The organism is Acidiferrimicrobium sp. IK, assembly GCF_025499425.1.
Taxonomy (GTDB): Bacteria; Actinomycetota; Acidimicrobiia; order Acidimicrobiales; family Palsa-688; genus Acidiferrimicrobium.
In genome coordinates, this window is the sequence record NZ_JAIMCB010000003.1 from 281645 (window position 1) to 306040 (window position 24396).

Annotated in this window: 19 protein-coding genes; 13 read left to right on the forward strand and 6 right to left on the reverse strand. The window is 72.7% G+C overall.

Annotated elements, in window-relative coordinates; genetic code table 11:
• Positions 1 to 55 precede the first annotated feature (55 nt).
• Positions 56 to 2419, forward strand: a complete 2364-nt coding sequence (locus K6U06_RS06975; protein WP_262321187.1) for a heavy metal translocating P-type ATPase — start codon at positions 56 to 58, stop codon at positions 2417 to 2419.
• A 22-nt stretch (positions 2420 to 2441) separates the two neighbouring features.
• Here K6U06_RS06975 and K6U06_RS06980 read toward each other — a convergent pair whose 3' ends face one another.
• A complete protein-coding gene (locus tag K6U06_RS06980) occupies positions 2442 to 3323 on the reverse strand; it encodes a VIT family protein (RefSeq protein ID WP_262321188.1) in 882 nt (293 codons plus the stop codon).
• A 61-nt stretch (positions 3324 to 3384) separates the two neighbouring features.
• On the opposite strand from K6U06_RS06980, the gene K6U06_RS06985 reads away from it, so the two are divergent.
• The gene (locus K6U06_RS06985) at positions 3385 to 4653 is read left to right on the forward strand and encodes a methyl-accepting chemotaxis protein (protein WP_262321189.1); all 1269 of its coding nucleotides are present in this window, start codon (positions 3385 to 3387) and stop codon (positions 4651 to 4653) included.
• A 327-nt stretch (positions 4654 to 4980) separates the two neighbouring features.
• Here the strand turns inward: K6U06_RS06985 and K6U06_RS06990 are convergent, their stop codons facing one another.
• Together K6U06_RS06990 and K6U06_RS06995 are read right to left on the reverse strand one after the other, a co-directional pair.
• The gene (locus tag K6U06_RS06990; protein WP_262321190.1) at positions 4981 to 5829 is read right to left on the reverse strand and encodes a heavy metal-binding domain-containing protein; all 849 of its coding nucleotides are present in this window, start codon (positions 5827 to 5829) and stop codon (positions 4981 to 4983) included.
• Between the two features lie 103 nt (positions 5830 to 5932).
• Positions 5933 to 7159, reverse strand: a complete 1227-nt coding sequence (locus tag K6U06_RS06995; RefSeq protein ID WP_262321191.1) for a hypothetical protein — start codon at positions 7157 to 7159, stop codon at positions 5933 to 5935.
• A 183-nt stretch (positions 7160 to 7342) separates the two neighbouring features.
• Between K6U06_RS06995 and adh the strand changes: the two genes are divergently transcribed.
• From adh to K6U06_RS07010, 3 genes are all read left to right on the forward strand, one after another.
• Complete coding sequence (gene adh, locus K6U06_RS07000) at positions 7343 to 8860, forward strand: aldehyde dehydrogenase (RefSeq protein WP_262321192.1); 1518 nt, start codon at positions 7343 to 7345, stop codon at positions 8858 to 8860.
• Between the two features lie 13 nt (positions 8861 to 8873).
• Positions 8874 to 9257: a DUF779 domain-containing protein gene (locus K6U06_RS07005; RefSeq protein WP_262321193.1), complete on the forward strand. Its 384-nt coding sequence runs from the start codon at positions 8874 to 8876 to the stop codon at positions 9255 to 9257.
• Between the two features lie 519 nt (positions 9258 to 9776).
• Positions 9777 to 10703 carry a L,D-transpeptidase family protein gene (locus K6U06_RS07010; RefSeq protein ID WP_262321325.1) on the forward strand — a complete coding sequence of 309 codons (927 nt, stop codon included), beginning with the start codon at positions 9777 to 9779 and terminating at the stop codon, positions 10701 to 10703.
• On the opposite strand, the gene K6U06_RS07015 is transcribed toward K6U06_RS07010, so the two are convergent.
• Positions 10690 to 11910, reverse strand: a complete 1221-nt coding sequence (locus K6U06_RS07015) for a bifunctional glycosyltransferase family 2/GtrA family protein (protein WP_262321194.1) — start codon at positions 11908 to 11910, stop codon at positions 10690 to 10692. The two genes, K6U06_RS07010 and K6U06_RS07015, sit on opposite strands and share 14 nt — an antisense overlap.
• 193 nt (positions 11911 to 12103) lie before the next feature.
• Here K6U06_RS07015 and K6U06_RS07020 point away from each other — a divergent pair, with 193 nt between their 5' ends.
• The 5 genes from K6U06_RS07020 to ftsH are packed head-to-tail and all read left to right on the forward strand — an operon-like array spanning position 12104 to position 18837.
• Positions 12104 to 12337, forward strand: coding sequence for a hypothetical protein (locus tag K6U06_RS07020; RefSeq protein WP_262321195.1), 234 nt, complete (start codon positions 12104 to 12106; stop codon positions 12335 to 12337).
• Positions 12334 to 13032, forward strand: a complete 699-nt coding sequence (locus tag K6U06_RS07025; protein ID WP_262321196.1) for a response regulator transcription factor — start codon at positions 12334 to 12336, stop codon at positions 13030 to 13032. Before K6U06_RS07020 ends, K6U06_RS07025 begins: the two co-directional genes overlap by 4 nt.
• Positions 13029 to 14585 carry a sensor histidine kinase gene (locus K6U06_RS07030; RefSeq protein ID WP_262321197.1) on the forward strand — a complete coding sequence of 519 codons (1557 nt, stop codon included), beginning with the start codon at positions 13029 to 13031 and terminating at the stop codon, positions 14583 to 14585. Before K6U06_RS07025 ends, K6U06_RS07030 begins: the two co-directional genes overlap by 4 nt.
• A gap of 40 nt (positions 14586 to 14625) precedes the next feature.
• Positions 14626 to 16782 carry a glycosyltransferase family 39 protein gene (locus K6U06_RS07035; RefSeq protein ID WP_262321198.1) on the forward strand — a complete coding sequence of 719 codons (2157 nt, stop codon included), beginning with the start codon at positions 14626 to 14628 and terminating at the stop codon, positions 16780 to 16782.
• A gap of 54 nt (positions 16783 to 16836) precedes the next feature.
• Positions 16837 to 18837, forward strand: coding sequence for an ATP-dependent zinc metalloprotease FtsH (gene ftsH, locus K6U06_RS07040; RefSeq protein WP_262321199.1), 2001 nt, complete (start codon positions 16837 to 16839; stop codon positions 18835 to 18837).
• Here ftsH and K6U06_RS07045 read toward each other — a convergent pair.
• Together K6U06_RS07045 and K6U06_RS07050 are read right to left on the reverse strand one after the other, a co-directional pair.
• A complete protein-coding gene (locus tag K6U06_RS07045) occupies positions 18788 to 19621 on the reverse strand; it encodes an ABC transporter permease (RefSeq protein WP_262321200.1) in 834 nt (277 codons plus the stop codon). The two genes, ftsH and K6U06_RS07045, sit on opposite strands and share 50 nt — an antisense overlap.
• Positions 19618 to 20241 carry an ATP-binding cassette domain-containing protein gene (locus K6U06_RS07050; protein WP_262321201.1) on the reverse strand — a complete coding sequence of 208 codons (624 nt, stop codon included), beginning with the start codon at positions 20239 to 20241 and terminating at the stop codon, positions 19618 to 19620. Before K6U06_RS07050 ends, K6U06_RS07045 begins: the two co-directional genes overlap by 4 nt.
• 76 nt (positions 20242 to 20317) lie before the next feature.
• Here K6U06_RS07050 and K6U06_RS07055 point away from each other — a divergent pair, with 76 nt between their 5' ends.
• Genes K6U06_RS07055 through K6U06_RS07065 form a run of 3 tightly spaced genes read left to right on the forward strand, consistent with a single transcriptional unit; the run spans position 20318 to position 24373 of the window.
• Positions 20318 to 21007: a hypothetical protein gene (locus K6U06_RS07055; protein WP_262321202.1), complete on the forward strand. Its 690-nt coding sequence runs from the start codon at positions 20318 to 20320 to the stop codon at positions 21005 to 21007.
• Positions 21008 to 21033: 26 nt separating this feature from the next.
• A complete protein-coding gene (msrB, locus tag K6U06_RS07060; RefSeq protein WP_262321203.1) occupies positions 21034 to 21432 on the forward strand; it encodes a peptide-methionine (R)-S-oxide reductase MsrB in 399 nt (132 codons plus the stop codon).
• 52 nt (positions 21433 to 21484) lie between these two features.
• Positions 21485 to 24373 (forward strand): ATP-dependent DNA helicase UvrD2, encoded by a 2889-nt coding sequence (locus K6U06_RS07065; protein WP_262321204.1) that lies wholly within the window; start codon positions 21485 to 21487, stop codon positions 24371 to 24373.
• Positions 24374 to 24396 lie beyond the last annotated feature (23 nt).

Here is a 24396-nt window from a genome sequence, read left to right on the forward strand (position 1 = left end):
GGTGAGGTGATCAGGGTGCCGCACGTGGTAGTTCTCGCTCTGACGTCGGTCGGTCATGAGCGCTGAAGGGCAGGCGCGCCTGCCGTCACCGGGAGCCGAGCGACCCGCGGACGGGACCGGGAGGGGTCCTGACCCCGACGTCGTGATGCTCGCGGTCGTCCTCGTGCTCCTGGCTTCGGGCGGCGTCGCGCACCTCGCTGGCGCGCCGGGCGCGGCGCACGGGGCGTGGGCCGCTGCCACCGCGCTCGCGGCAGCCGCGTCTGCGTGGTGGGTTCTGCAGGCGGCGTGGCGCCGGCATCTTGGTGTCGACGTCCTGGCGCTGCTGGCGCTGTGCGGCACCCTCGTGGTCGGGGAGTTTCTGGCCGGCGCGGTGATCGCGGTGATGGTGGCCAGCGGCCGGGCCTTGGAGTCGTGGGCGGCTGGGCGGGCAAGCCGCGAGCTGCGCAAGCTGGTGGAGCGGGCGCCCCGAGTGGCCCACCGCCACACCCACGACGGGCTGCGCGACGTGGCAGTCGAGGAGGTCGCGGTGGGGGATCTGCTGCTGGTCAAGCCGGGAGAGGTCGTGCCGGTGGACGGCCGGGTGGAGTCGGGGGTCCCGGTGATCGACGAGTCGGCCCTGACGGGCGAGCCGCTGCCGGTGGAGAGCCAGGTCGGTGACGCCGTGCGCAGCGGCACCGTCAACGTCGGGGGCCCCCTCACCATGCGGGCCACCACCACCTGCGCAGCCAGCGCCTACGCCGGGATCGTCCAGCTGGTGGCCTCCGCCCAGAGCGAGTCGGCGCCCGCGGTCCGCCTCGCCGACCGCTACGCCGTGGTGTTCCTGGCCGTGAGCCTGGCGGTGGCGACCGCGGCCGGGGTGGCCGGCGGCGGGCTGGCCCGGGCGGTGGCGGTCCTGGTCGTCGCCACGCCCTGCCCGCTGATCCTCGCGGTGCCCGTCGCCTTGGTCTCCGGCTTGTCGCTGGCCGCGCAGCGCGGTGTGGTGATCAAAGGCGGCGGCGCGCTCGAACGGCTGGCGTCGGCGCGGGTCTTGCTCTTCGACAAGACCGGCACCCTGACCGCCGGCCACCCGACCCTCCTCAGGGTCGTCACCGAGCCCGGCGGCCTCGAGGAGTCGGCGGTCCTCGGGCTGGCCGCGTCGCTCGACCAGGTGTCCCCCCACGTTCTGGCGGCCGCCGTCGTGCACGCCGCAGCGCTCCGCGGTCTGACCCTCAGCGTTCCCGACCAAGTCGAGGAGGTCCCTGGCCACGGCGTGAGGGGCGTGGTGTCGGGCCGGCGGGTCGCGGTCGGGAAGAGCTCATGGGCGTCGGCGGACGGGGCCGTGGAGTGGATGGCCGCAGCCCGCCGGGGAGCAGACCGCGACGGCCAGGTGACGGTGTTCGTCGCCGTCGACGACCGCCCCGTCGGCGTCATGATCTTCGCCGACCCGATTCGACCCGACGCGGCCAGGACGATCCGGCGGCTGCGCCGCGACGGGATCGGACGGATCGTGATGGTCACCGGGGACCGCGCTGATGTCGCCGACGCGGTCGGAGCGGTCATCGGCGTTGACCAAGTCCTCGCCGAGCAGACACCGCAACAAAAGCTCGAGGCCGTCAACGCAGCCCGCCGGGTCGGCCCGACGGTCATGGTCGGAGACGGCATCAACGACGCGCCCGCCCTGGCCCTGGCGGATGTCGGAGTAGCCGTCGCGGCGCGAGGAGCGACCGCGTCCTCCGAGGCCGCCGACGTCGTCCTCAACGTCGACCGTCTCGACCGGGTCGGCGACGCGGTGGTCATCGCCCGCCGCAGTTTGCGCATCGCCACCCAAAGCGTGGTCGCAGGCATCGGCCTGTCGGTCGCCGCCATGGCCGTCGCCGCCGCAGGCCTGTTGCCCGCGGCGTGGGGTGCCATCACCCAGGAGGCCATCGACGTCGCGGTCATCCTCAACGCCATGCGCGCCGTCGCCCCCGGACGGGGCTACGCCAACCTCGAGGGGGCCGATGCGCAGCTGGCCGGCCGCTTCGCCGGCGAGCACCGCAACCTGTTCCCGGAGCTGGACCGCCTCGCCCGAGCCGCGGACGGCATCGGGACCCTCCCGACGGCCGACGCGCTGGCCCTCGCCGCCGACGCCCGACGCTGGCTGGACGACGAGCTGCTCCCCCACGAGGAGGCTGAGGACGCTCTGCTCTACCCGATGCTGGCCCGGGTGCTCGGGGGCACCGACCGCACCGCCACCATGAGCCGCTCGCACGTTGAGATCGACCGCCTCACCCGACGGCTCGGCCAGATCCTCGACACGCTGAGCGCCCCGCCGGCGAACGCAGAGCTGGCCGAGGTGCGACGGCTGCTCTACGGCCTCCACGCCGTGCTCACCCTGCACTTCGCGCAAGAAGACGAGAACTACCTGTCCCTCGCCGACCCCGAAACGGCCCAGAGCTGAGCCCCGGGAGCGCCCCAGACGATCAGACCGTGGTGCCGAAGAGGGCCCCGACGCCGTAGGTGACGGCCATGGCGAGCGCGCCACCGATCCCGACCCGCAGGGCGGCTCGGACCCGGGGCGCTCCTCCGAGGGCCGCCCCGAGCGTGCCCAGCCCGCAAAGCGCTACCAGGGTCACCGCCGCGAGAAGGGCGCTGCGCCCTCCGGCCGGGCTGACCGCCGCGGTCACCAGCGGCGCCGCGGCGCCTACCGCGAAGCTGGCCGCAGAGGCCAGAGAGGCCTGAATGGGGCGGGCTGCCGCGCCGGGGGCGTGCCCGAGCTCGTCGCGCAGATGTGCTTCCAGCGCGTCGTTGGCGTGGAGCGCGGTCGCGACCTCGGTCGCCAGCTCGGCCGACAACCCCCGGTTGCGGTAGATCCCGATCAGTTCCCGTAGCTCCATCTGCGGGTCGTCCGCCAGCTCCCGGGCCTCGAGCGCCCGGTCGGCGCGCTCGGTGTCGGACTGGGCGCTCACCGACACGTACTCGCCGATGGCCATGGCCATCGCCCCGGCGGTCAGGGCCGCGAGCCCAGCGGTCAAAATGGCGCTGCGGCTGGCGCCGGACGCGGCGACGCCGATAAGGAGCGCGGCGGTCGACACCAGGCCGTCGTCGGCGCCGAGGACCGCCGCTCGCAGCCACCCTGCTCGCCCGGAGCGGTGCCGTTCGAAGTGGGTGTGCATGTACGGGGACCGTAGCGTGGCGCGCCGCCCCGAGCCGGCCAGCCCCGAGCCGGCCAGCCCCGACCCGGCCAGCCCCAACTCGGCCAGTCCCAACCCGGCGATCATCACCGCGGGTGCGGCCGGCGCCGGCTCGAAGCGGCGGCGATCGCCGATTTCGGGATGTCCCGGCCAGGCTTGCCTAAAGACCACCGCCAGGAAGCCGATGGCCTCATTCGTGAGCCTCCTCGAATCACTCCCGAAAGGCGCGCGGATGACCGTCGCGTCGGCGGATGCCCGGCACCGGATCAACACCCGGCTGCTCGTCGCGCACGTCCCGGCCCTCATCCTCGTCGGGCTGCTCGGCCCCCGCCCGGCGAGCGAGTGCTTCTTGGTGCTCATCCCCGTCGCGCTCCTCGCGGCGTCGGCGCTAGCCAGGTCGAAAGCGCAGGGCGCCCTGGCCCCAACGGCGTACGACCTGACTGCCCTCGGCCTGCTCAGCTGCAGCTTCGTGCTGATCGACCTGACCGGCGGCTCGATCGAGGCGCACATCCACCTCTACGCCATCCTGGTCTTCGTCGCGTTGTACCAGTCGTGGCGGTCTCTGCTCTTCGCGGTGGTCTCAGTGGTGATCCACCACGCGGTCTTGGGGGTGATGTTCCCGGAGCGGGTGTTCGGCATGAAGATGTCCACGCCGAGCGTCATCGGGATGGTCGCGGTCCACGCCGGCCTGGTGGCGCTCGAGGTGGCCGGCATCCTCTGCATGTGGCACTTCGCGGAGGCCGTCGAGGCCGACAACTTCCGGCTCGCGGCGGAGTCGGCCAACGAACGCGAGGAGGCGGCTGCGGATCGCCAGCGCACGGCGGAGGGCCAGATCGAGGCCGAGCGGCAACGTCGCGACGAGCTGGCCGGGGTGACCGTCGCGCTGGTCGAGGACAGCGACCGGATCCGGCAGAGCGCGGCGGAGAGCAGCCGCTCGGTGGAGAGCGTCGACAGCCAGCTGGAGACGTTGAGCCTGGCGGTGCAGGAGGTCGCGGAGCGGGCCCACCGGGCCGCCACGACCGCCGACTCGGGGCGGGCGTCGGCCGAGGAGGCCGCCACCCGGGTGTCGCGCCTTCTCGGGTCGGTGGAGGAGATCTCCGCGGTCAACGCGATCATCGCCAACCTGGCCGACCAGACCAACCTGCTTTCGCTCAACGCCACGATCGAAGCGGCAAGGGCCGGCGAGGTCGGGCGCGGCTTTGCCGTGGTCGCCAACGAGGTGAAGACCCTGGCAGCGGAGACCGCCCTGTCGGCCGGGAAGGTCAACGGGGTCATCGCTGCGGTGATCCGGGAGGCCGGCGCGGTCGCCGAGAGCTTCGCCGCCACCACCGATGTCGTAACCGAGATCCAGGGGATCCAGACCGACATCGCCGCCTCCGTCGAGGAGCAGGCGACCGCGGTGCGCCAGGTGTCGCTAGATCTCTCCAGCGCGGCGGAGGCGGTCCGCTCGATCCTGCACTCCCTCGACGGGCTGAACGACACCGCCTCGCGCCTCACCTAGCGGCCGGGCTGGACCCTGCCCTACCGGGGTGGGGAAGGCATCGCGGTCACTGCCCCAAGGCGGAACGATCCGGGTGCCGTCGGATGTGACCGCCTCGAGCCCAGGAGTGGCGGCAGCGACGCACGGGCCCGGCTGCTGGTCCTCACCGAACGGGGCCGCGCCTGCACGCAGGCCGCGGAGGCCGCGGCCGGCGAGACCGTTGAACATTGGCGAGGCCAACTGAGCGAGTCGGCCTTCCGGCAGCTGACCGCGGCCCTCCGCGTCCTGGCCGACCAGGGTCGACTTCGCCCTTCGTGGTGACCCCGGCGGCCGGTTCCCAGGCGGGGGCTAGCGGTCGAGGCCGAGGGTGAAGGTGGGCGCCGGCGAGGGGCCCTGACGCTGCTCGGCGCTCAGCCGCCGGATGGACGTGCCGGTGGCCAGGAACTCCGTGGCGTGCTCCCCCCACACGTGGTTGTGGACCTCGACGCTGACCCCGACGATCCCCGACGACTGCGCGGCGGTCGCCTCCGCCTGCATCCGGGCCAGGGCCAGCTCCCGGGCTTCGTAGATGCCCTGCGTGAAGGTGGTCATCTCCTGGTTCTGGCCGGCCTGGCGCAAGGCCTGCAGCGCCGACTGGTGGGCGATGTGGTAGACGCACGTGCCGAGCACGAACGCCACCGGTACCGCTCCGGCCGACAGGAGGCGGAAGAAGTCCTGGGCGGACACGTCCGAGGTGAAGGGCCGGCCGTCGGGCGCCCGATGGCTGCCCGGCGGACCGTCCACCGCCCGAACCGCGGTCCCGGTGGCGATGAACTCGAGCACGTCTTGGCCCCACACGTAGGCCTGCATCCCCATGTTGACCCCGACGATCCCGTCCGCCCCGAGGTGCTCGGCCTCCGCCCGCATCCGGTTCATGGCCAGCTCCCGGGCGTTGTACATGGCTTGGGTCAGGATCCCCAGCTCCTGGTTTTGCCCCCACCGCGCCACCTGGATGCCGATGTGGTAGATCGACGACCCGACGACGAAGCCGAGCGGCTCGAAGCCGGCCTCGCCGAGCAGCACGTACTCCGACACCGTCAGGTCGGAGGTGAACACGCCCGAGGGGTCGGCCCCGGCGGTCTGGGCCAGGCGGCCGTCGGCGGCCTCCGGCTCCCACGTGGCGCCAGTGTCGGCATTGCCCTTCCCGAACAGCGGCATCGGATCTCCCGTTTTGGTGTTTTGCGCCGCCCGCGGCGGCGATGCCTCGGGACGCTAGCGGTCTGCGCGGCGGGGCGCGGCGCCGGGCGAGGGGAGCTGCGGCTCACGCCTCGCGTGCCGCGGCGATCCGCCCGACCGCGATACTGCGCCGGGCGTCGTCGGGGCCGAGCGCGGCGATGCACGCCTCGTGCAGCTCGAGGTCGTCGGGGCAGCGGCCGCTCAGCTCCCACAGCACCTCGGGGTCGTGGGAGCGCAGGGCGCCGTCTCGGACCGCGGCGTCGATGTGGTGACGCCAAGCTTGGATGTCGGGGCTCTCCGAGAACGCCAGCAGCGGCCCGCCGTACGCGGCGACGGCAGCGGCGGTGTCCCCGGCGGCCAGTGCGTCGAGCAGGCGGTGATGGTCCGATTCCACCGGCCCGACGAGCCGGTAAGGCCGCGACCCGATGCGTCCCCCGAGGATCTGGCGCAGATGCGACAGTTCGGCCTTCACGGTGGTGGCGCGCACCGGCTGGTCGCCGTACACCCGACCGGTGAGCTCGTCGAGGCTCATCCCGTCGGCGTGTAGGGAGAGGACGACCAGCAGCTCCAGCTGGCGCCGGGTGAGGGCGACCGCGGCGCCGTCCACCAGTACCTGCGGTGCGCCGAGGGAGCGCACCGTAAGCCCGTCGGGGCTGCGTCGGCCCGGCGCCCGTGGCGGCGCCGGGCGCGGGGAGGCCGCCAACTCGTACTCGACGCAGCGGGTCAAGGCGGTCACCGTGGTGAGCAGGGCCGGGTTGGAGCGCTCCCACGTGGTGGACAGGTCCAGCACGCCGAGGAACAGGCCGGTGTCAGGGTCGAGGATCGGCGCCGAGTAGCACACCCAGTCGTGGACCATCGGGGCGTAGTGCTCCGCGGAGAACACCGTCGCGGGGCGGGCGGTGCGCTCGGCGAGGCCCAGCGCATTGGTGCCGACCGCGGACTCCGCCCAGCACCCGCCGAGAGAGAAGTGGACCCGGTCGGCCCGGCGGGCCATGGTCCGCCCGCCGGCGATCCACGCGATGGTGACGCTCTCGTCGGTCAGCGCGGCCATCAAGTCGCCGCTCGACGCCAGGTCCTCTAGGTCCTCGAGGATTATCCGGCTGGCCCGACCGAGGCGCGACTCGGCCCACCGGGTCCTGATGTCCTCTGCCGCCGCGACGGGCGCCGCGTCCAGCTCCGGTGCGACGGTGCGCGCCGAGCGCTCCCAGGACGACAGCACCTCGGGTCGCACCGCGGCGCCGGCGCTTTCGGTGGCACCGGCCCGCCAGTGCCGCTCGAGGTCCAGCCTCCTGTCCCGAAGCTCTCGATCCACGCGGCTCCCCCAAAGGTTCGTTGACCAGCGTACCCAGGGCCCGGTCCCCCAGTCGGGCAGGAGGGCTGCGCCGGCGCGGCCACCCCCGCCGCCGACCAACCTTTTCCCAACCCCTTCAGCTTTAGCGTCGTATCGCCGCCGTCCGGGTGGACGGCGGATCTCTCCACAGGGGGAAGGTCCAACATGCGATTTGCTGCGCCTGGTGAAGCCGGTAGCTCGGTAACCGTCGAAGCCCAGTACGACAACTACATCGGAGGCAAGTGGGTCCCGCCCGTCGAAGGCCGCTACTTCGAGGACATCGCGCCGATCACGGGACGGGCCTTCACGAAGGTGGCCCGCTCCGACGCCAAGGACATCGAGCTGGCCCTCGACGCCGCCCACGCCGCAGCCGAGGCCTGGGGGCGTACCAGTACCACCGAGCGTTCCTCGATCCTGCTCAAGATCGCCGACCGCATCGAGGCCAACCTGGAGATGCTCGCGGTGGCCGAATGCTGGGAAAACGGCAAACCGGTACGCGAGACCCTCGCCGCCGACCTGCCGCTTGCGGTCGACCATTTCCGGTATTTCGCCGGCGTGTTGCGGGCCCAGGAGGGCGGCATCTCCCAGATCGACGACGACACCGTCGCCTACCACTTCCACGAGCCGCTCGGCGTGGTCGGCCAGATCATCCCCTGGAACTTCCCGATCCTCATGGCGACCTGGAAGCTGGCCCCGGCTCTGGCGGCGGGCAACTGCGTCGTGTTGAAGCCCGCCGAGCAGACACCCTGGTCGATCCTGAAGGTCATGGAGCTGATCGGCGACCTGCTCCCCGACGGGGTGCTCAACGTGGTGAACGGGTTCGGCGTCGAGGCCGGCAAGCCGCTGGCGTCCAACAAGCGGATCGCCAAGATCGCCTTCACCGGCGAGACGACCACCGGCCGGCTGATCATGCAGTACGCGTCGGAGAACGTCATCCCCGTCACCCTGGAGCTGGGCGGCAAGAGCCCCAACATCTTCTTCGCGGACGTCGCCGCGGCCGATGACGACTTCTTCGACAAGGCGATCGAGGGCCTGGTCATGTTTGCTCTCAACCAGGGCGAGGTGTGCACCTGCCCGTCGCGGGCGCTGATCCACGAGTCCATTTACGACCAGCTAATGGAACGGGCAGTCGAGCGGACCAAAGCGATGGTGCTCGGCGATCCCCTCGACACCGAGACCATGGTCGGCGCGCAGGCGTCCAACGACCAGTTGGAGAAGATCCTGTCGTACCTCGACATCGGCAAGGCCGAAGGTGCCTCGATCCGGGTCGGGGGCAACCGCCGCACCGTAGAGGGCTACCCCGACGGGTTTTACGTGGAGCCGACGATCTTCGAGGGCGACAACAGCATGCGGATCTTCCAGGAGGAGATCTTCGGGCCGGTCCTGTCGGTGACCAAGTTCGCCCACGAGGCGGAGGCGGTGCGCATAGCCAACGACACCCTCTACGGGCTGGGGTCGGGGGTGTGGACCCGCGACGCCAACACCGCGTACCGCATGGGCCGGGCTATCAAGGCCGGGCGGGTGTGGACCAACTGCTACCACCTCTACCCGGCTCACGCCGCGTTCGGTGGCTACAAGGGGTCCGGGATCGGCCGGGAAAACCACGCCCAGATGCTCGATCACTACCAGCAGACCAAGAACCTGCTCGTGAGCTACAGCCCCAAACGGCTCGGCTTCTTCTGAGCGGGCGCCGCCGGTGACCGCCACCAGGGTGGACATCACCCCGGAGGCCGCCGCGCTGGTCGACAAGCTGGTGGGCCAGCACGGCCCGCTGCTGTTCCACCAGTCCGGCGGGTGCTGCGACGGCTCGAGTCCGATGTGCTACCCCCGCGACGACTTCAAAGTCGGCGAGCGGGAGGTGTACCTCGGGGAAGTGGCCGGCCAGCCGTTCTACATGGGCCCCGACCAGTACCAGTACTGGGCGCACACCCATCTCACCGTGGACGTGGTCCCCGGGCGGGGCGCCGGGTTTTCCGTCGAGGCCCCCGAAGGGGTCAGGTTCCTCGTCCGGTCCCGCCTCTTCACTGACGAGGAGACCGCCGAGGCGAGCCCGGTGCTGCGCGGCTGCCAGCACAGCTGAACGTCGCGGTGACGCGATGACGCGATGACGCGGTGGGCCGGCCGGCGGGCCGGCCCGCCGCCGCGTCCGGCCCCGACGCCCGTTCGGAGCGGGGGCCTGCAAGTATCACCCGCTAGCACCCGTCCTGACCGAACTGTCGGACTCCATCGGCCGCGGTGTCAACCGGATGGTGTGCTCGTGCGTCATACCGGGCAGATGTTGCTACGACGACGGTGCGGCGCCAGCCGCGGGGAAAGGATCCATCCCATGGTCTCCAGGCGCTTCAGGCGGGTCTCGGCGCTCGGGGCGGTGGCGTTGGGGGCGGGTGCGCTCGCAGCGCGGGTCCGCAAGGCGAGGGCGCTGCAGTCCGTTGCGGTGCTGGCCGGCGCGGCGCTGGCCGTCGCGGCGTGCGGCTCGTCGGGGACCGCCACGGGGACCTCCCCGTCGGGCGCACCCGGATCGCTCGCCTCGGCCCGGCCGACCACGACGGTGCCGGCGCTGACCGTCGCGTCGATCACGCCGGCGCCGGCGGCCACCGCGGTGGCGTTCACGACGCCGGTGACCGTGTCGTTCTCCTCCGCTGTCGCCCCCGCCTCGCCCACACCGGCGATCAGCCCAGCGGTCCCCGGCAGCTGGGCCCAGTCCGGGTCGACGATGACCTTCACCCCGTCGGGGGGTTGGGCTCCCTACGCGCGTATGACCGTCACCGTCCCCGCCGGGATCCGCAGCCGGCAGGGCGGCGCGCTGGCCGCGCCGGTCAGCGCCACCTGGTCGACGGGCGCGCCGTCGATGCTGCGCTTGCAGCAGGTCCTCGCCAGTCTCGGCTACCTGCCCTTGAGCTTCACCCCGACCGCGGCGTCGAGCGCAGGGTCCACCGTCGCCCTCCCGGGCGCCGACCAGCAGGGCAGCTTCGCGTGGGCGTCGCCGAACGTCCCGGCCACCCTCGCCGCACAGTGGACCGAGGGACAGGCGAACGGCATCACCCGGGGCGCGGTCATGGCGTTCGAGGCTGACCACCATCTAGCCATCGACGGGCTCGCCGGGCCGGAGGTGTGGGCGGCTCTGGCGAACGCGGTGACCGGCCACCAGGTCGACCCCCGGCCTTACGACTACATCGCCGTCACCCAGACGTCGCCCGAGACGCTCTCGGTCTGGCAGGGCGGCAAGATCATCTACACCAGCCTGGCCAACACCGGGGTCCCCGGCGCGACGACCGCCACCGGTACCTTCCCGGTCTACGAGCGGTTCGTCACCACCACCATGCGCGGCACGAACCCTGACGGCACCAAGTACGTCGATCCGGGCATCCCATGGGTCGCGTACTTCAACGGCGGCGACGCCATCCACGGCTTCGTGCGCGCCGGCTACGGCTACCCGCAGTCGGACGGGTGCGTGGAGCTGCCGCCCGACCACGCCCAGGTCATGTACCCGCTGGACTACTACGGGACCCTGGTCACCGTCTCCTAGCCGGCGCGCCGGGGCGCCCCCTGAGAGAGAGGGTGTCGAGGTGCCGGCGGAACAGCACGGCCCGTACCGCTACGAAGCGCCCGACGCTGACCACGCCGTTGGCGCAGACGACCGCCAACAGCGACGCCAGCACGGAGGTCGAGAAGAGCGCCGACACCGCCAGCGCAACGGTGGTCAGGGTCAACGCCGCCGCCCACGCCACCGCGCTGGCCGCCGCGAACCGGTCGCCGCGCCCGAACCCGGCCTGGTCGGGGAGGGTGTAGCGGCGGTGGGCGGCGAAGTTCGCCAGCGCGCACGACGTCAAAGCGACGGCATTGGCCGCCAGGCTCCCGAGAGGAGCCTGGAGCGCCAGGTAGATCACGAGGTAGGCCAGCGTCGACAGGCCGCCGATCTGCGCGAAGCGGGTCCCGGCTTCGAGAGCCGAGCGAGGCTGACGACCGGTGCGACCCCGGCCCGCCGCCAGCCGCCGGCTGACCCGCACCAGCCCCCGCAGGTCGCCGACCGCGGTGGCGACCACGTCAACGCGCGAGTCGGGGTCGTCGACCCAGTCGACGGCCACCTCGTGGATCCGCAGCCCGTTGTGCTCAGCGAGGACCAACATCTCGGTGTCGAAGAACCAGCCGCCGTCCTCCACGAGGGGCAGAAGCTCCCGGGCCGCGTCGGCTCGTAACGCCTTGAACCCGCACTGGGCGTCGGTGAACTGGTTGCGTACCGTCGCCCGCAGGATCAAGTTGTAGGCGCGGGAGATCACCTCCCGGCGGGGGCCGCGCACGACGCGGGCGCCCCGGGCCAGCCGGCTGCCGATGGCGATGTCGCTGTGGCCGGAGACGAGCGGGGCGACCAGGGGGAGAATGGCATCCAGGTCGGTGGCCAGATCTACGTCCATGTAGGCGACCACATCCGCGGTGCTCTGGCCCCACGCCACCTTGAGGGCGTTGCCGCGGCCCTTGCGGTCCAGGTGCAGCGCCCGGACGCCGGGTAGCTGGGCGGCCAAGCGCGACGCGATGTCCCACGTGCCGTCGGTGCTGGCGTTGTCGGCGATGGTGACTGTCGCCGCGAACGGGAACTCCTGGTCCAAGTAGGAGCGGAGGGTCCGCACGCTTCGGGCCAGGCTGCGCTCCTCGTTGTACACCGGCACGACGATCTCGACGGTGGCCTGGCGGGAAGAGCGGCCCCGACGGTCGTCCTGGAGAGGTTCGCTGAGCATGACCGACACCCTGCTCGCCGCGGCTGTGGTCGCTCTGGGACGTCCCTGGGAATCGGCTGGGAGTCGCCGGCGGCTGGGAGGCGCCCGGCGGCTGGGAGGCGCCCGGCGGCTCGAAGGGGACTGGCATGCCGCACCCAGCGCATGCCCATCGGGTTCTCAGGGGTTTCGGAGGGTCGCCGTCCACCATGGCGTCATGACCACCCTCGGTGCCGCCGCTGAACGGGCACACGGACGCGTCGGCCAGCTCCTCCGATACGCCCGTCTCGGCCGGCTGCTGCGGGTGGCGGTGGTCCTGGCGGCCAACGTGACCTCGTTCGGGATGCTCTGGGTGGCGCAGTTCTTGCTTTGCGACCGGGTGCTGTTTCGCGAGCCGGCGGTCGAGCGCCCCGGAGCGGAGGCGGCCGAGACGGCAAGATGTTCGCAATGACACGGGTACTGGTCGTCGACGACGAGCCGCACATCGCCGAGCTGGTCAGCCTCGGGCTGCGCTACTCCAAGTTCGACGTGACCACCGCGGCCACGGGCCGCGACGCCCTGGCCGAGGTGCGCCGCAGCCGTCCAGACCTGATCGTGCTGGACGTGATGCTCCCCGACCTCGACGGCTTCGAGGTGGCCCGGCGGATCCGCGAGACCGACGGGGGCGCCGACCGGGTGCCGGTGATCTTCCTGACCGCCCGGGACACCACCGCCGACAAGATCGCCGGCCTCGATCTCGGCGGCGACGACTACGTGACCAAGCCCTTCAGCGTGGAGGAGCTGGTGGCCCGGGTGCAGGCGGTACTGCGCCGTTCGACCGCGTCGGCGCCGGCGGAGCACAGGATGCAGTTCGCCGACCTGGTCCTCGACGAGGACACCAGGGAGGTGTGGCGGGGAGACCGGAGCATCGAGCTGACCGCCACCGAATACCGGTTGCTGCACTACCTGCTGCTCAACGCCCGCCGGGTCCTGACCCGGGCGCAGATCCTCGAGCACGTCTGGGACTACGACTTCGCCGGCAACGCCAGCGTCCTCGAGACCTACGTCAGCTACCTGCGCCACAAGGTCGACGCCGGCGGACCCGCGCTCATCCACACCGTCCGAGGAGTCGGCTACGCGCTGCGCGAACCGCGAGGCGACCCGTGAACCTGCGCCGCCGCCTGCTGACCATCCAGGTGGTGTTCGTCGCGCTGGGCCTCGGGGTCTTCGCCCTGGTGACCTACCAGCTCTACAGCCGCTCCCAGTACCAGCGCGTAGACAGTCAGCTGCAGTCGGCGACCCCCGGCCTGCTGCGCTACGTGTTCCGCGACGGCCATTCCTCGACCGAAGGCCAAGGCGGCGACGACAACCTCCCGCCCGGCAGCTACGTGCAGCTGCGCACGCAGTCGGGGGCGGTGGTGAGCGGCACTTCCAAGCTGGTGTCGTGCTACACGACCAGGTGCCCGGCCCCGGCCCTGCCGGCGGTGCTCACCGTCGCGCCGGGCTCCCACGGTCGGTTCCTGACCGTGGATGCGGTGTCCGGTTCAGGCAGCTTCCAGGTCCTCGTGCAGCCGCCGTTCCAGCCCGGCGCCCCGCCCGGCGGCGCCAACGGTGACGGCCGACAAGCGGCCCAACCGACCACCACCGCATCGCCCGGAGCTACGCGGACGCCGGTGACGTTCCCCCCGGCGGCGGACAGCGGCTACGTCGTGACCGCCATCCCGCTAAACGACGTGACCCGCAGCCTCCAGCACCTAGTGGAGCTGGAAGTGGTGGTGGGCGTGTTGGTCCTCCTGGCCCTCTCCGCCGGCGGTCTGGTCGTGATCGGCCGGGGCCTCGCCCCGCTGACCCGCCTCACGATGACCGCCCGGGCCATCGCCGGCGGGGACCTGGGCCGGCGAGCCAGCCCGGCCGACGGTCGGGGGGAGGTCGGGCAGCTGGGCCTGGCCTTCAACACGATGATGACCAACATCGAGCAGGCCTTCGCCGACCGGGAGGCTTCCGAGGAGCGGCTCCGCCAGTTCCTCGCCGACGCCTCCCACGAGCTGCGGACCCCGCTGACCTCGATCCGGGGTTACGCCGAGCTGTACCGGATGGGTGCGACCGGCGTCGACCTCGACACCGCCATCGGCCGCATCGAGCAGCACTCGGTGGAGATGGGCGCCCTGGTGGAGGAGCTGCTGCTCCTCGCCCGCCTGGACGAGACCCGCAGCCCGCGGCGCGAACCGGTCGACTTGACCGTGGTCGCCGCCGAGGTCGTCGGTGACGCCGCAGTGACCGCGCCCGACCGGCACCTCACCCTCGACGCGCCGGCACCTGTCGAGGTGACCGGCGACCCGGCCCACCTGCGCCAGGCGCTGACCAATCTCCTCGCCAACGCGGTTCGCCACACCCCGCCGGGCACGCCGGTCGAGGTCCGGGTGAGCGTCGACGGGGGCGCCGCCCAGGTCACCGTGCGCGACCACGGGCCGGGCATGGCGCCCGACGGCCTCATCCACGCGTTCGACCGGTTCTGGCGGGCCGACCGGTCTCGCACCGGCGGCGGTGCGGGGCTCGGACTGGCCATCGTCGCCGGTGTCGCCGCCGAGCACGGCGGCCAGGCGTCGGTCGCCAACGCCCCGGACGGGGGAGCGGTGTTCACCATCCGAGTGCCGGTCCCGGCCGAGCCCAGCGCCGGGCGCGACCAGCCTCCGGAACGGTCTCAGGCTGTTACTCGTTGACTCCCAGGACTCTCTGAGCTTGGTCGCCGAAGCTGCCCGCATGGCCATCACTGCCTTCCCTCCGGGCCGAACCGACCATCCCGCGGTGCGAGCGCCGGAGGCGGGGCCTACCGGCAGGCTGGCGCGGGTGCTGCGAGGCCGCGCCAGTGACCCGGCGTGGGTCCGCCCGGCGCTGCTGACGCTGCTGGCGGGCACAGCCGTGCTCTACCTGTGGGGTTTGGGCCGCTCCGGGTACGCCAACACCTTCTACGCCGGGGCGGTGCAGGCCGGAACCAAGTCGTGGAAGGCGTTCTTCTTCGGATCGTCCGACGCCGCCAACTTCATCACCGTGGACAAGCCTCCGGCCGCGTTGTGGGTCATGGAGATCTCAGCGCGGATCTTCGGTCTCAACTCGTGGAGCCTCCTCGTCCCCCAAGCCCTCGAGGGCGTGGCGGCGGTCGCGGTGCTCTACGCCACGCTGCGCCGCTGGGTGGCTGCCGGCCCGGCGCTGCTCGGCGGAGCGGTCCTGGCCCTGACCCCCGCCGCGACGCTGATGTTCCGCTTCAACAACCCCGACGCTCTGCTCGTGTTGCTGCTCGTGGTCGGGGCGTACGCCACCGTGCGGGCGATCGAAGGGGGCAGCACCCGGTGGCTGATGATCGCCGGTTTGTTCGTCGGGTTCGGCTTCGTCGCCAAGATGCTGCAGGCGTTCATCGTGGTCCCTGCTCTCGGCGGGGCCTACCTGCTGGCCGCCCCGCCGCGGCTGCGCAGGCGGGTCGGCCAGCTGGCCGTCGCCGGCGTGGCGATGGCGGCCGCCGCCGCGTGGTGGGTGGTCGCGGTGCAGCTGACGCCGGCGGCGGACCGGCCCTACGTCGGGGGGTCCCAGGACAACAGCTTGTGGAACCTCATCTTCGGCTACAACGGCTTCGGTCGCCTCACCGGCAACGAGAACGGCAGCGTCGGCGGCGGCGCGGCCGGCACCAGCGGACGCTGGGGGATCACCGGGCTGACCCGGATGTTCAACGCCGACTTCGGCGCCCAGGCGTCGTGGTTGCTCCCGGCGTGCGGGATCCTGCTCGTCGCCGGGCTGGTGTGGACCATCCGCCGTCCCCGCACCGACCGGGTCCGGGCCGGCATCGTCGTCTGGGGTGGCTGGGTCCTGGTCACCGCGGCGGTGTTCAGCCTCGGTCAGGGCATCATCCACCCGTACTACACCGTGGCCCTCGCCCCGGGAATCGGCGGCATGGTCGCCACCGGCGTGGCGCTGCTGTGGAGCCGGCGCACCATGTGGCAGGCCCGCGCCGTGCTCGCCGGGACCGTGGCGGTCACGACCTGGTGGGCGTGGGTCCTGCTCGGGCGCGACGCGTCGTGGCACCCCGAGCTGCGGACCGGCATCATCGCTGCCGGCGCCCTCTCGATCATCGGCCTGCTCGGCTGGGTGCCGGGGCTGCGCCGGGCCGGCACGGTCCTCGGAGCCGTCGGCGCGCTCGCAGTCGCGGCGGGCGTGGCGGCGCCGGCGGCCTACAGCCTCCAAACCGCTTCCACCGCCCACAGCGGGGCCATCCCCTCCGCCGGGCCCGCCGGGTCCGGGTTCGGTTCCGGCGGACCGGCCGGCGCCGGGCGGGCACGGGGTGGTTTCGGCGCCCGGGGAGCGTTCGGCGGTGCCCGGGGGGCGTTCGGGGGCACTCGGGGCGGCTTCGTCCCGCCCGCCGGGGGCGTCCCGTCCGGCGGGGGCGTCCCGTCCGCCGGCGGGTTCGGTGTCGGGGGGACTCCGCCTGCCGGGCGTCCCCGCGGCGGTTCCCTCGGCGGCATGCTCGGCGGTCTGCTCGGCGGTTCCTCGGTGAGCCCGGCTACCGCCAAGGCCCTCGCAGCCGACGCGTCCGCCTACACCTGGGTCGTGGCCACCGCCGGCTCCGAGCAGGCCGCCGCCTACCAGCTGGCGACCGGCGACCCGGTGATGGCCATCGGCGGCTTCAACGGCACCGACCCGGCGCCGTCGCTGACGCAGTTCGAGGCCTACGTCACCCACCACCGCATCCACTACTTCATCGCCGGGGGTGGATTCGGTGGCGGTGGTGGCGGTGGTGGCGGTGGAGGAGCGGGCACGGCCGGCACGGTGACGGTCGCGTCGCAGATCGCCGCTTGGGTCGAGGGCCATTACACCTCGACGACGGTCGGCGGCGTTACCGTCTATGACCTCACCCAGCCCGCCGGGTAGCTACCGAAGGAGGGCAGGATGGTGCAACGCTGACGGCGCCGACAGGAGCCCCCGATGAGTCCCAAGCAGGTCCACTACTCCGCACCGGCCAAGTCCGGGCCGCCGTCGGACCGCCGTCCGGCGCCGGCCCCGCCGCCGCCTCCCCCGTGGCGACCGTGGCTGCTGCTGGTCGGCCTGGTCCTGACGATCCTGCTCTTCGTGCTGTCCGCGGTGGGCGGCCAGGCCTCGACGCCGAAGTCCCTGACCTTCTCCGACTTCCAGACCGACGTCACCAACGACTCGATCAAGACCGCCACGATCAGCAGCACCGGTCATGTCAGCGGCACGTTCGTGAAAGGCGGCGACTACACCAGCCAGATCCCCACTGCGCTGCAAGACACCAAGCTGAGCAGCCTGCTCACCGACCATCACGTGCAGATCACCGGGACGGCCCCGAGCAGCGGCTTGTCGCTCGGGGTGGTCCTCCTCGATCTGCTGCCGCTGGTGTTCCTGCTCGGGTTGTTCTGGTGGGTCGGCCGGCGGGCCAAGAAGCAACTGGGAGGTGCCGGCATCGGCGGAGGTCTGATGGGCTTCGGCGGCTCCAAGGCGAAGGTGTACGACGAGGACCGGCCGACGACGCGTTTCTCCGACGTCGCCGGCTACGAGGGCGCCAAGCAGGAGGTGCTCGAGGTCGTCGACTTCCTCAAGAACCCGCAGCGATACGAGAAGGCCGGCGCGGTAGGCCCGAAGGGCGTCTTGATGGTCGGCCCTCCCGGGACGGGCAAGACCCTGATGGCCCGGGCCGTCGCCGGCGAGGCGGACGTCCCGTTCCTGGCTCTCACCGGGTCGAGCTTTGTCGAGATGTTCGTCGGCGTGGGGGCGTCCCGGGTCCGGGACCTCTTCGCCGACGCCCGGAAGCGGGCGCCGTCGATCGTGTTCATCGACGAGATCGACGCCATCGGCGGCAAGCGAGGCGCCGGGTTTGGTTTCGGCGGCAATGACGAGCGCGAGCAGACCCTCAACCAGATGCTGGCGGAGATGGACGGCTTCGACCCGGCCACCGGCGTGGTGGTGATCGCGGCGACCAACCGGCCGGAGTCCCTGGACCCGGCCCTTCTCCGGCCCGGACGCTTCGACCGCACCGTAGAGATCCCTCTGCCCAACCTGATCGAGCGGCGGGCGATCCTGGCGGTGCACGCCAAGGACAAGCACCTGGGCCCGGACGTGGACCTCGACGTCGTCGCCCGGGGCACCCCCGGGTTCTCCGGCGCCGACCTGGCCAACCTGGTCAACGAAGCCGCGGTGCACGCCGTCCGGGACAACCGCTCGGTGATCGAGGCCGGCGACTTCGACGCGGCGCGCGACCGGCTGCTGCTCGGCCGGCGGGAGAGCTCCAACGCGCTGCTCCCCGAGGAGAAGCACTCGGTCGCGGTGCACGAGACCGGGCACGCCTTGGTGGCGGTCCTCTCGCCGCACGCCGACCCTGTCGCCAAGGTGACCATCCTCCCCGCCGGCCAGGCGCTGGGCGTCACCGAGCAGCTACCGGAGACCGAACGCCACCTCTACCCGGAGAGCTACCTGCGCGACTCGCTGGCAGTGCGCCTCGGGGGACGGGCGGCGGAGCTCATCGTCCTCGGCGAGGCGTCGACCGGCGCTTCCAACGACCTGGCCGGCGCCACGCAGCTGGCGACCCGGATGGTCAGGGAATGGGGACTGTCGCCCCGCCTCGGACCGATCGGCTACAGCAACGACGGTCCCGGATACCTCGGAGAAAGTGGGCTGAGTGCTCGCCCGTACGCGGAGGCGACGCAGCGGGCGATCGACGAAGAGGTGGCCGCCTTGCTGCGCCAAGCCGAGGAACGGGCCACCGAGCTGCTCAGCTCCCACCGGGCGGAGCTGGACCGCATCGTCGAGCTGCTGATCGACCGCGAGATCATCGACGGCGACGACCTGATGGCCATCGTGGACCCCGGCCGCGCCGCCAAGGCCGCGCCGCTGGCGCCGATCCCGACCGCCTCCCACCGCGTCAGTCGGGCACCTGGCGCAGGGACCGGATCAGCTGATGGGCAGGGGTGAACAGGCGCCGCACCGTCAGCTGCGCGGCCACCAAGGCCGCGAAGGCGTTGCCGCCGAGAAGCATGTACATCACCACCAGCTGCAGGCGGATGGCGGCCAGAGGCGACGCCCCGGCCAAGATCATCCCGGTCATCGCGCCGGGCAGCGCCACCAAGCCCACCACCTTGGTCTGGTCCACGCTCGGCAGCATCCCCGAGCGCAGCGCCTGGCGATGCCAGGGAAGGGACGCCTCGTAGCTGGTCTGGCCGAGCGACAGGCGGGCCTCGACCTCCCGGCGGCTGGCCGCCAGGTCGTCGCGTAGGCGGGTCATCACCAGCGACGTGGTGTTCATCACGCTGGTGATCACCATCGACCCGAGCGGTATCACCGCCCGGGCTGACAGCGGCACGATCCGAAAAGCGCCCAGCACGCCGAGGGTGCCGGCGGTGCCCACGACGATGGCACCGACCGCTACCAGATAGGAGCCCGGCACCTGCCGGGCCCGGCTCCCGGACGTCCACGCCGCGGTGGCGACCATCACGGACAAGACGATCGGGGTGAGCCACCCCTGGCCGCCGAACACGAAGTCCAACACGTAGCCGACCGCGACGAGCTGAACGAACGAGCGGCCCGTCGCCACCACCATGTCCCGCTCCAGGCCGAGGCGCCGCCAGCGCGACGCGGCGACGGCAATGACCACCAGGAACACAGAAAGCCCGACGTCGCCGAAGCTGATCGGGCCGGTGAGCGTCCCGCTCCCTCCTGAGCCCGCGGCGTGCGCGGCGGCGTCGAGGGCGGCGATCACGGCGCAGTCCTCGGGGCGGGCGCGACCTGCACGACGTGGTCGGCCAGGTCGGTGGCGTGGCGCGGGTCGTGGGTCACCATGACCACCGTCAGCCCTTCGTCGGCCAGGCGGCGGATGAGTGCCTCGACCCCGCTCTTGGACGCCGTGTCCAGGGCCGAGGTCGGCTCGTCGAGGGCCAGCACGTCGGGCCGGCGGCCCAAAGCCCGGGCCAGCGACATCCGCTGCGCCTCGCCGACCGACAGCCGGTCGGCGTCCCGGGCGAGCAGCACCGCGGGCAGCCCGACCCGCTCGAGCAGCTCCGGTGCGCCCGGACCGAGGTTGTCGGCCACGGTGCCGGGGAACGCGACTGGCACCTGCCCGACGAGCTGCACCCGCCGGCGCAGCTCGAGCACATCGAGGTCCCGCACGTCGGTGCCGTCGAGGCGGACGACTCCGCCGTCGGGATCATCCAGGCGGTTGAGCAGACGCAAAAGGGTGGTCTTCCCGGCGCCCGAAGGGCCGACCAGGACGGTGAGCCCGTCGGCGGGCACCGCCGCGGAGAACCCGGCGACGATCGGCCCGTCGTCGCCGAGGACCGTCACGTCGTCGTACTCGAAGCGGGGCGGTCGGGGAGCGGTCACGGCAAGCGGCGGGTCACGGGGATCGGGCCGGATGCTACTGGCGGCAAATGTCGAGTCCCGCGGCTAGGGTCGGGCAGTGCCCTCGGAGCTGCGCGAAGGGTTCCACCGTGAGCTGGACCGCCAGGAGATCGCCATCGGCGCCCTCCTCGACGTCGTTCCGGAGGCCATCCGGAGAGCTACCGCCGCGCTGTTGAGCGGCGACCGCACCGTCGTGGACGACCTGGCCCGGTGGCGGGCGCTGGTCAGCGACCTCAACGCCGGCGTCGAGCGCGGCGCGGAAACCGTCATTGCCCTCCAGTCGCCGGTCGCCGGCGACCTTCGCCTGCTGCTCGCCGCGACCCGCCTGGTGCCCCTGCTGGCCGACACCATGGACCTCATCGCGGACATCGCCTCGCCGGCGCTGGCCGAGATCGGCCCGAGCCTGCCCGGCCGGATCAAGGACATCACAGCGGAGCTCGGCGACAGCTGCGCCGACACCTGGACGTCGGTCGAGGAGCTGTGGCGCGAGCGCGACCGGGTCCATGCCCAGGCGGTGCGCGACCGCGACGACGTGCTGACCGACGTGCGCTCCACCCTCACCGCAGAGCTGGCCTCCGGCGCGGTGGACCTCCAGGTGGCGATGCAGATGGCGATGGCCGGCCGTTCCTTCGAGCGCCTCGGGCGCCACGCGGCAGCCGCGGGGCGGCTGTTCGAGCCGCTCCGGCCCACCGGACGGGTGTCGAACGCGGAGGAGACCCCCGACCCGCAGCCGGCCCCCGACTCCTAGCCGCCAGCGGCCCGTACCCTGGTGCCATGGCACCTGAGGTCGTCAAGTCGGAGCAAGAGTGGCGGGCCGAGCTGAGCCCCGAGCAGTACGAGGTCCTGCGCCAGAAGGGCACCGAGCGGCCGTGGTCGGGCAAGTACGTCTCCAACCACGACGACGGCACCTACCACTGCGCGGCTTGCGGGGCGGTCCTGTTCAGCTCTGACACCAAGTTCGAGTCTGGATCGGGGTGGCCGAGCTTCACTGAGCCGGCGGTCGCCGACGCGGTGGAGCTGCACGAGGACCGCACCCACGGGATGGTCCGCACCGAGGTCACCTGCCGTCGCTGCGGTGGCCACCTGGGCCACGTCTTCGATGACGGTCCGACCCCGACCGGGCAACGCTTCTGCATGAACTCGCTGTCGCTGGAGTTCACCCCGAAGTCCTGACCCTTCCCCGGTGGCGGTCGCGCCGTCGCACCCGGCCCGTAGCCTGACGTCTGTGGCTGCCCCGGGACCCGTCGAGCTCGGACGCGGCGTGGTCGTCGGCTCCGGGCAGTCCGTCCCCGAGCCGTGGGCCGCCGCCGCGGTGGTCACCCTCGACGAGGAAGCGCTCCGCGACCCGCAAGCGGTCGTCGCCGAGCTGCGGACCGCGTGGGCGCAGCGCCAGCCGGTGGTCATCGAGCTGGGCGTCGACCCGGCCCGTTTCCGGGCCCCGCCGTCGCTGGAGGTGGAGCCGTGGACCCTCGACCCGGGCCTGCGCCTCTGGGAAGAGGAGTTGCAGTTCCTGGTGTGGGCCAACACCTACGACGCTCGCGACGGGGGCGACCCGACGTGGTGGTGGGCCCGCAAGGCCCAGCGCGTCGGTGCCAGACCCCTTCGCGCGACGGCCGCCGGCGACGTCGAGATCCCCGGCGTCGGCCCGGTCTGGGTCGACGGCGGACCCCGGGAGCCGTTTCCCCACCTCCTCGACGGGCTGGCCGTCGTGCACCGCGAGAGCATCGAGCGCGGCCAGCTGACCGTCGCGTCCGCGGTCCGTCCTCCTGGCGCGGAGCTGGCCGGCGACCAGCTGCGGGCCGTCGGGCACGCCCGGGGGCCGGCGCGCATCATCGCCCCCGCCGGGTCGGGCAAGACCCGGGTCCTTACCGAACGGCTACGCCACCTGGTGGTCGACCGCGGCTGGGAGCGCGACGCCATTCTCGCCGTGGCCTACAACAAAAAGGCCCAGGAGGAGCTGGACCTACGCTGTCGGGACTTCGGCCCCAAGACCAGGACCCTCAACTCGCTCGGGTTGTGGGTGCTCGGGCAGGCCCGGGGCCGGACCCCGCAGGTTCTCGTCGAGCGCGACGTCCGCCGGCTGGTCGACCGCCTCGCCCCGAGCCGCCGGCACCGGGCCAACACCGACCCGGTCGGCCCCTACCTCGAGGCGCTGTCGCGGGTCCGCCTGGCGCTGGTGGACCCCGAGGAGGTGGAGGCCGAGCGCGACGACGTTCCCGGGCTCGGCGTCGTCTTCACCGGACTTCGCGCCGAGATGGCCGCCACCGGCACGGTCGACTTCGACGAGCAGATCTACGCCGCGATCGAGGTTCTCCTCGCCGACGGCGGCCTTCGCAGCCGACTTCAACTGACCTGCCGCCACCTTCTCGTCGACGAGTTCCAGGACCTGACTCCAGCCCACGTCCTGCTCCTCCGGCTGCTCGCCGGCCCGGTCGGCGACGTGTTCGGCGTCGGCGACGACGACCAGGTCATCTACGGGCACGCCGGCGCCGACCCGGCCTTCCTGATCGACTACGCCGCCCTGTTCCCCGGCGCCGGCGACCACCCCTTGGAGGTCAACTACCGCTGCCCTCCCGACGTGGTCGGCGCAGCTGCGTCGCTGCTGTCCTACAACCATCGGAGGGTGGCCAAGACCATCCGGGCTGCCCGCCAGTCGCCGGCCGAGGCGCCGGCGCTGCAGGTGCGCCGCCACGGCGGCGGCCAGGGCGCGGCGCAGGTAGCCACCCAGGTCGGGGAGTGGTTGAGCGACGGCGCGTCGCCGGATCAGGTGGCTGTGCTGGCCCGGGTGCACTCCGCCCTCCTGGCGCCGGCGGTGGCGCTCGGGGCGGCCGGCGTCCCCGTCGCGTCCACGGTCCGGGTCGACATCCTGGAGCGCACCGGGCTGCGGGCCGCCCTCGCCTACCTGCGCATCGCCACCGCCCCCGACGAGCGGATCGCCGCGTCCGACCTGATCGAGATCCTCCGCCGCCCGAGCAGAGGGCTGCCGCCGTGGTTCTCCGACCGGGTCCGTCGCCGGAGCCGCTGGTCGCTCGACAACCTGGCGGGCGTCGCATCCTCGCTCCCCGAGAAGGACGCCGCCAAGGTCGGTCGTCTGGTCGACGATCTCGTGGTCCTGCGAGCGGAGGCCGACCGGCGCGGCGCCACCGCCGCCGCGTTGCTGGGGGTGGTGCGCGACCAGATCGGCCTCGGCGGCGCGATGGGCCTCCTCGACGCCAGCCGCGGCGGGGAGGGGTCGAGCCACCTCGACGACCTCGACGCCCTGGCCGAGGTGGCGGCGTTGCACCCCGATCCGGGCACGCTCGAGGAGTGGGTCCGCTCCGAGCTGGAGCGACCCGCCGACCCCGCCGGCGTGACGCTGTCCACGGTGCACCGGGTCAAGGGCATGGAATGGGACCGGGTGGTGGTCTACGGCGTCACCGCCGGGCTGCTGCCGCACCGCCTCGCCGAGGACGACGAGGAGGAGCGGCGGATCCTGCACGTGGCGGTGACCCGAGCCCGTCACGCCGCCGTGGTGCTCGCCGACGCGGAGCGTCCGTCGCCGTTCCTCGCCGAGCTCGACGGGTCCGCGCCCCACCGGCCGGCCCGAACCGGGCCCGCTACCCCGGCGCGGGGTGCAGCGTCGGCCGGGCCGGCCAGCGGCGGGCGGGGCTCCTCCGCCCGGCGGCCCTCGGCGGGAGGCCCCAAGCCGCTCGAGGCCCGGGTCGGCCTGGCGCTGACGGTGCCCGGAGGGTTCAGCGGCACCATCGGCTCCACCGACGCCGACGGCGCGCTGGTCAGCCTCGACACCGGATCGTCCCTGAGGGTGCGCTGGGGTGACACCGTCAGCGTCCACGGCCGCGACGCCCTGCTCGTGGCGCCCGCCGACCTGGCCCCCGAGGCTGCCGCGGCCGAAGCGGCGCTGCGGGCGTGGCGCACGGGCAGGGCCAGGGCCGACAAGGTCGCCCCGTTCATCGTCTGCTCGGACCGGACGCTGCGGGCCATCGCCACCGCCCGGCCCGACACCCTCGTCGCGCTCCGCCGGATCGACGGCATCGGCCCGACCAAGCTCGACCAGTACGGCGAGGAGATCCTCTCGGTGCTGGCCGCCGCGGCCGACCCGGCCCCGGCGGGGTGATTGGCCGGCCGGGTACCCGGCCG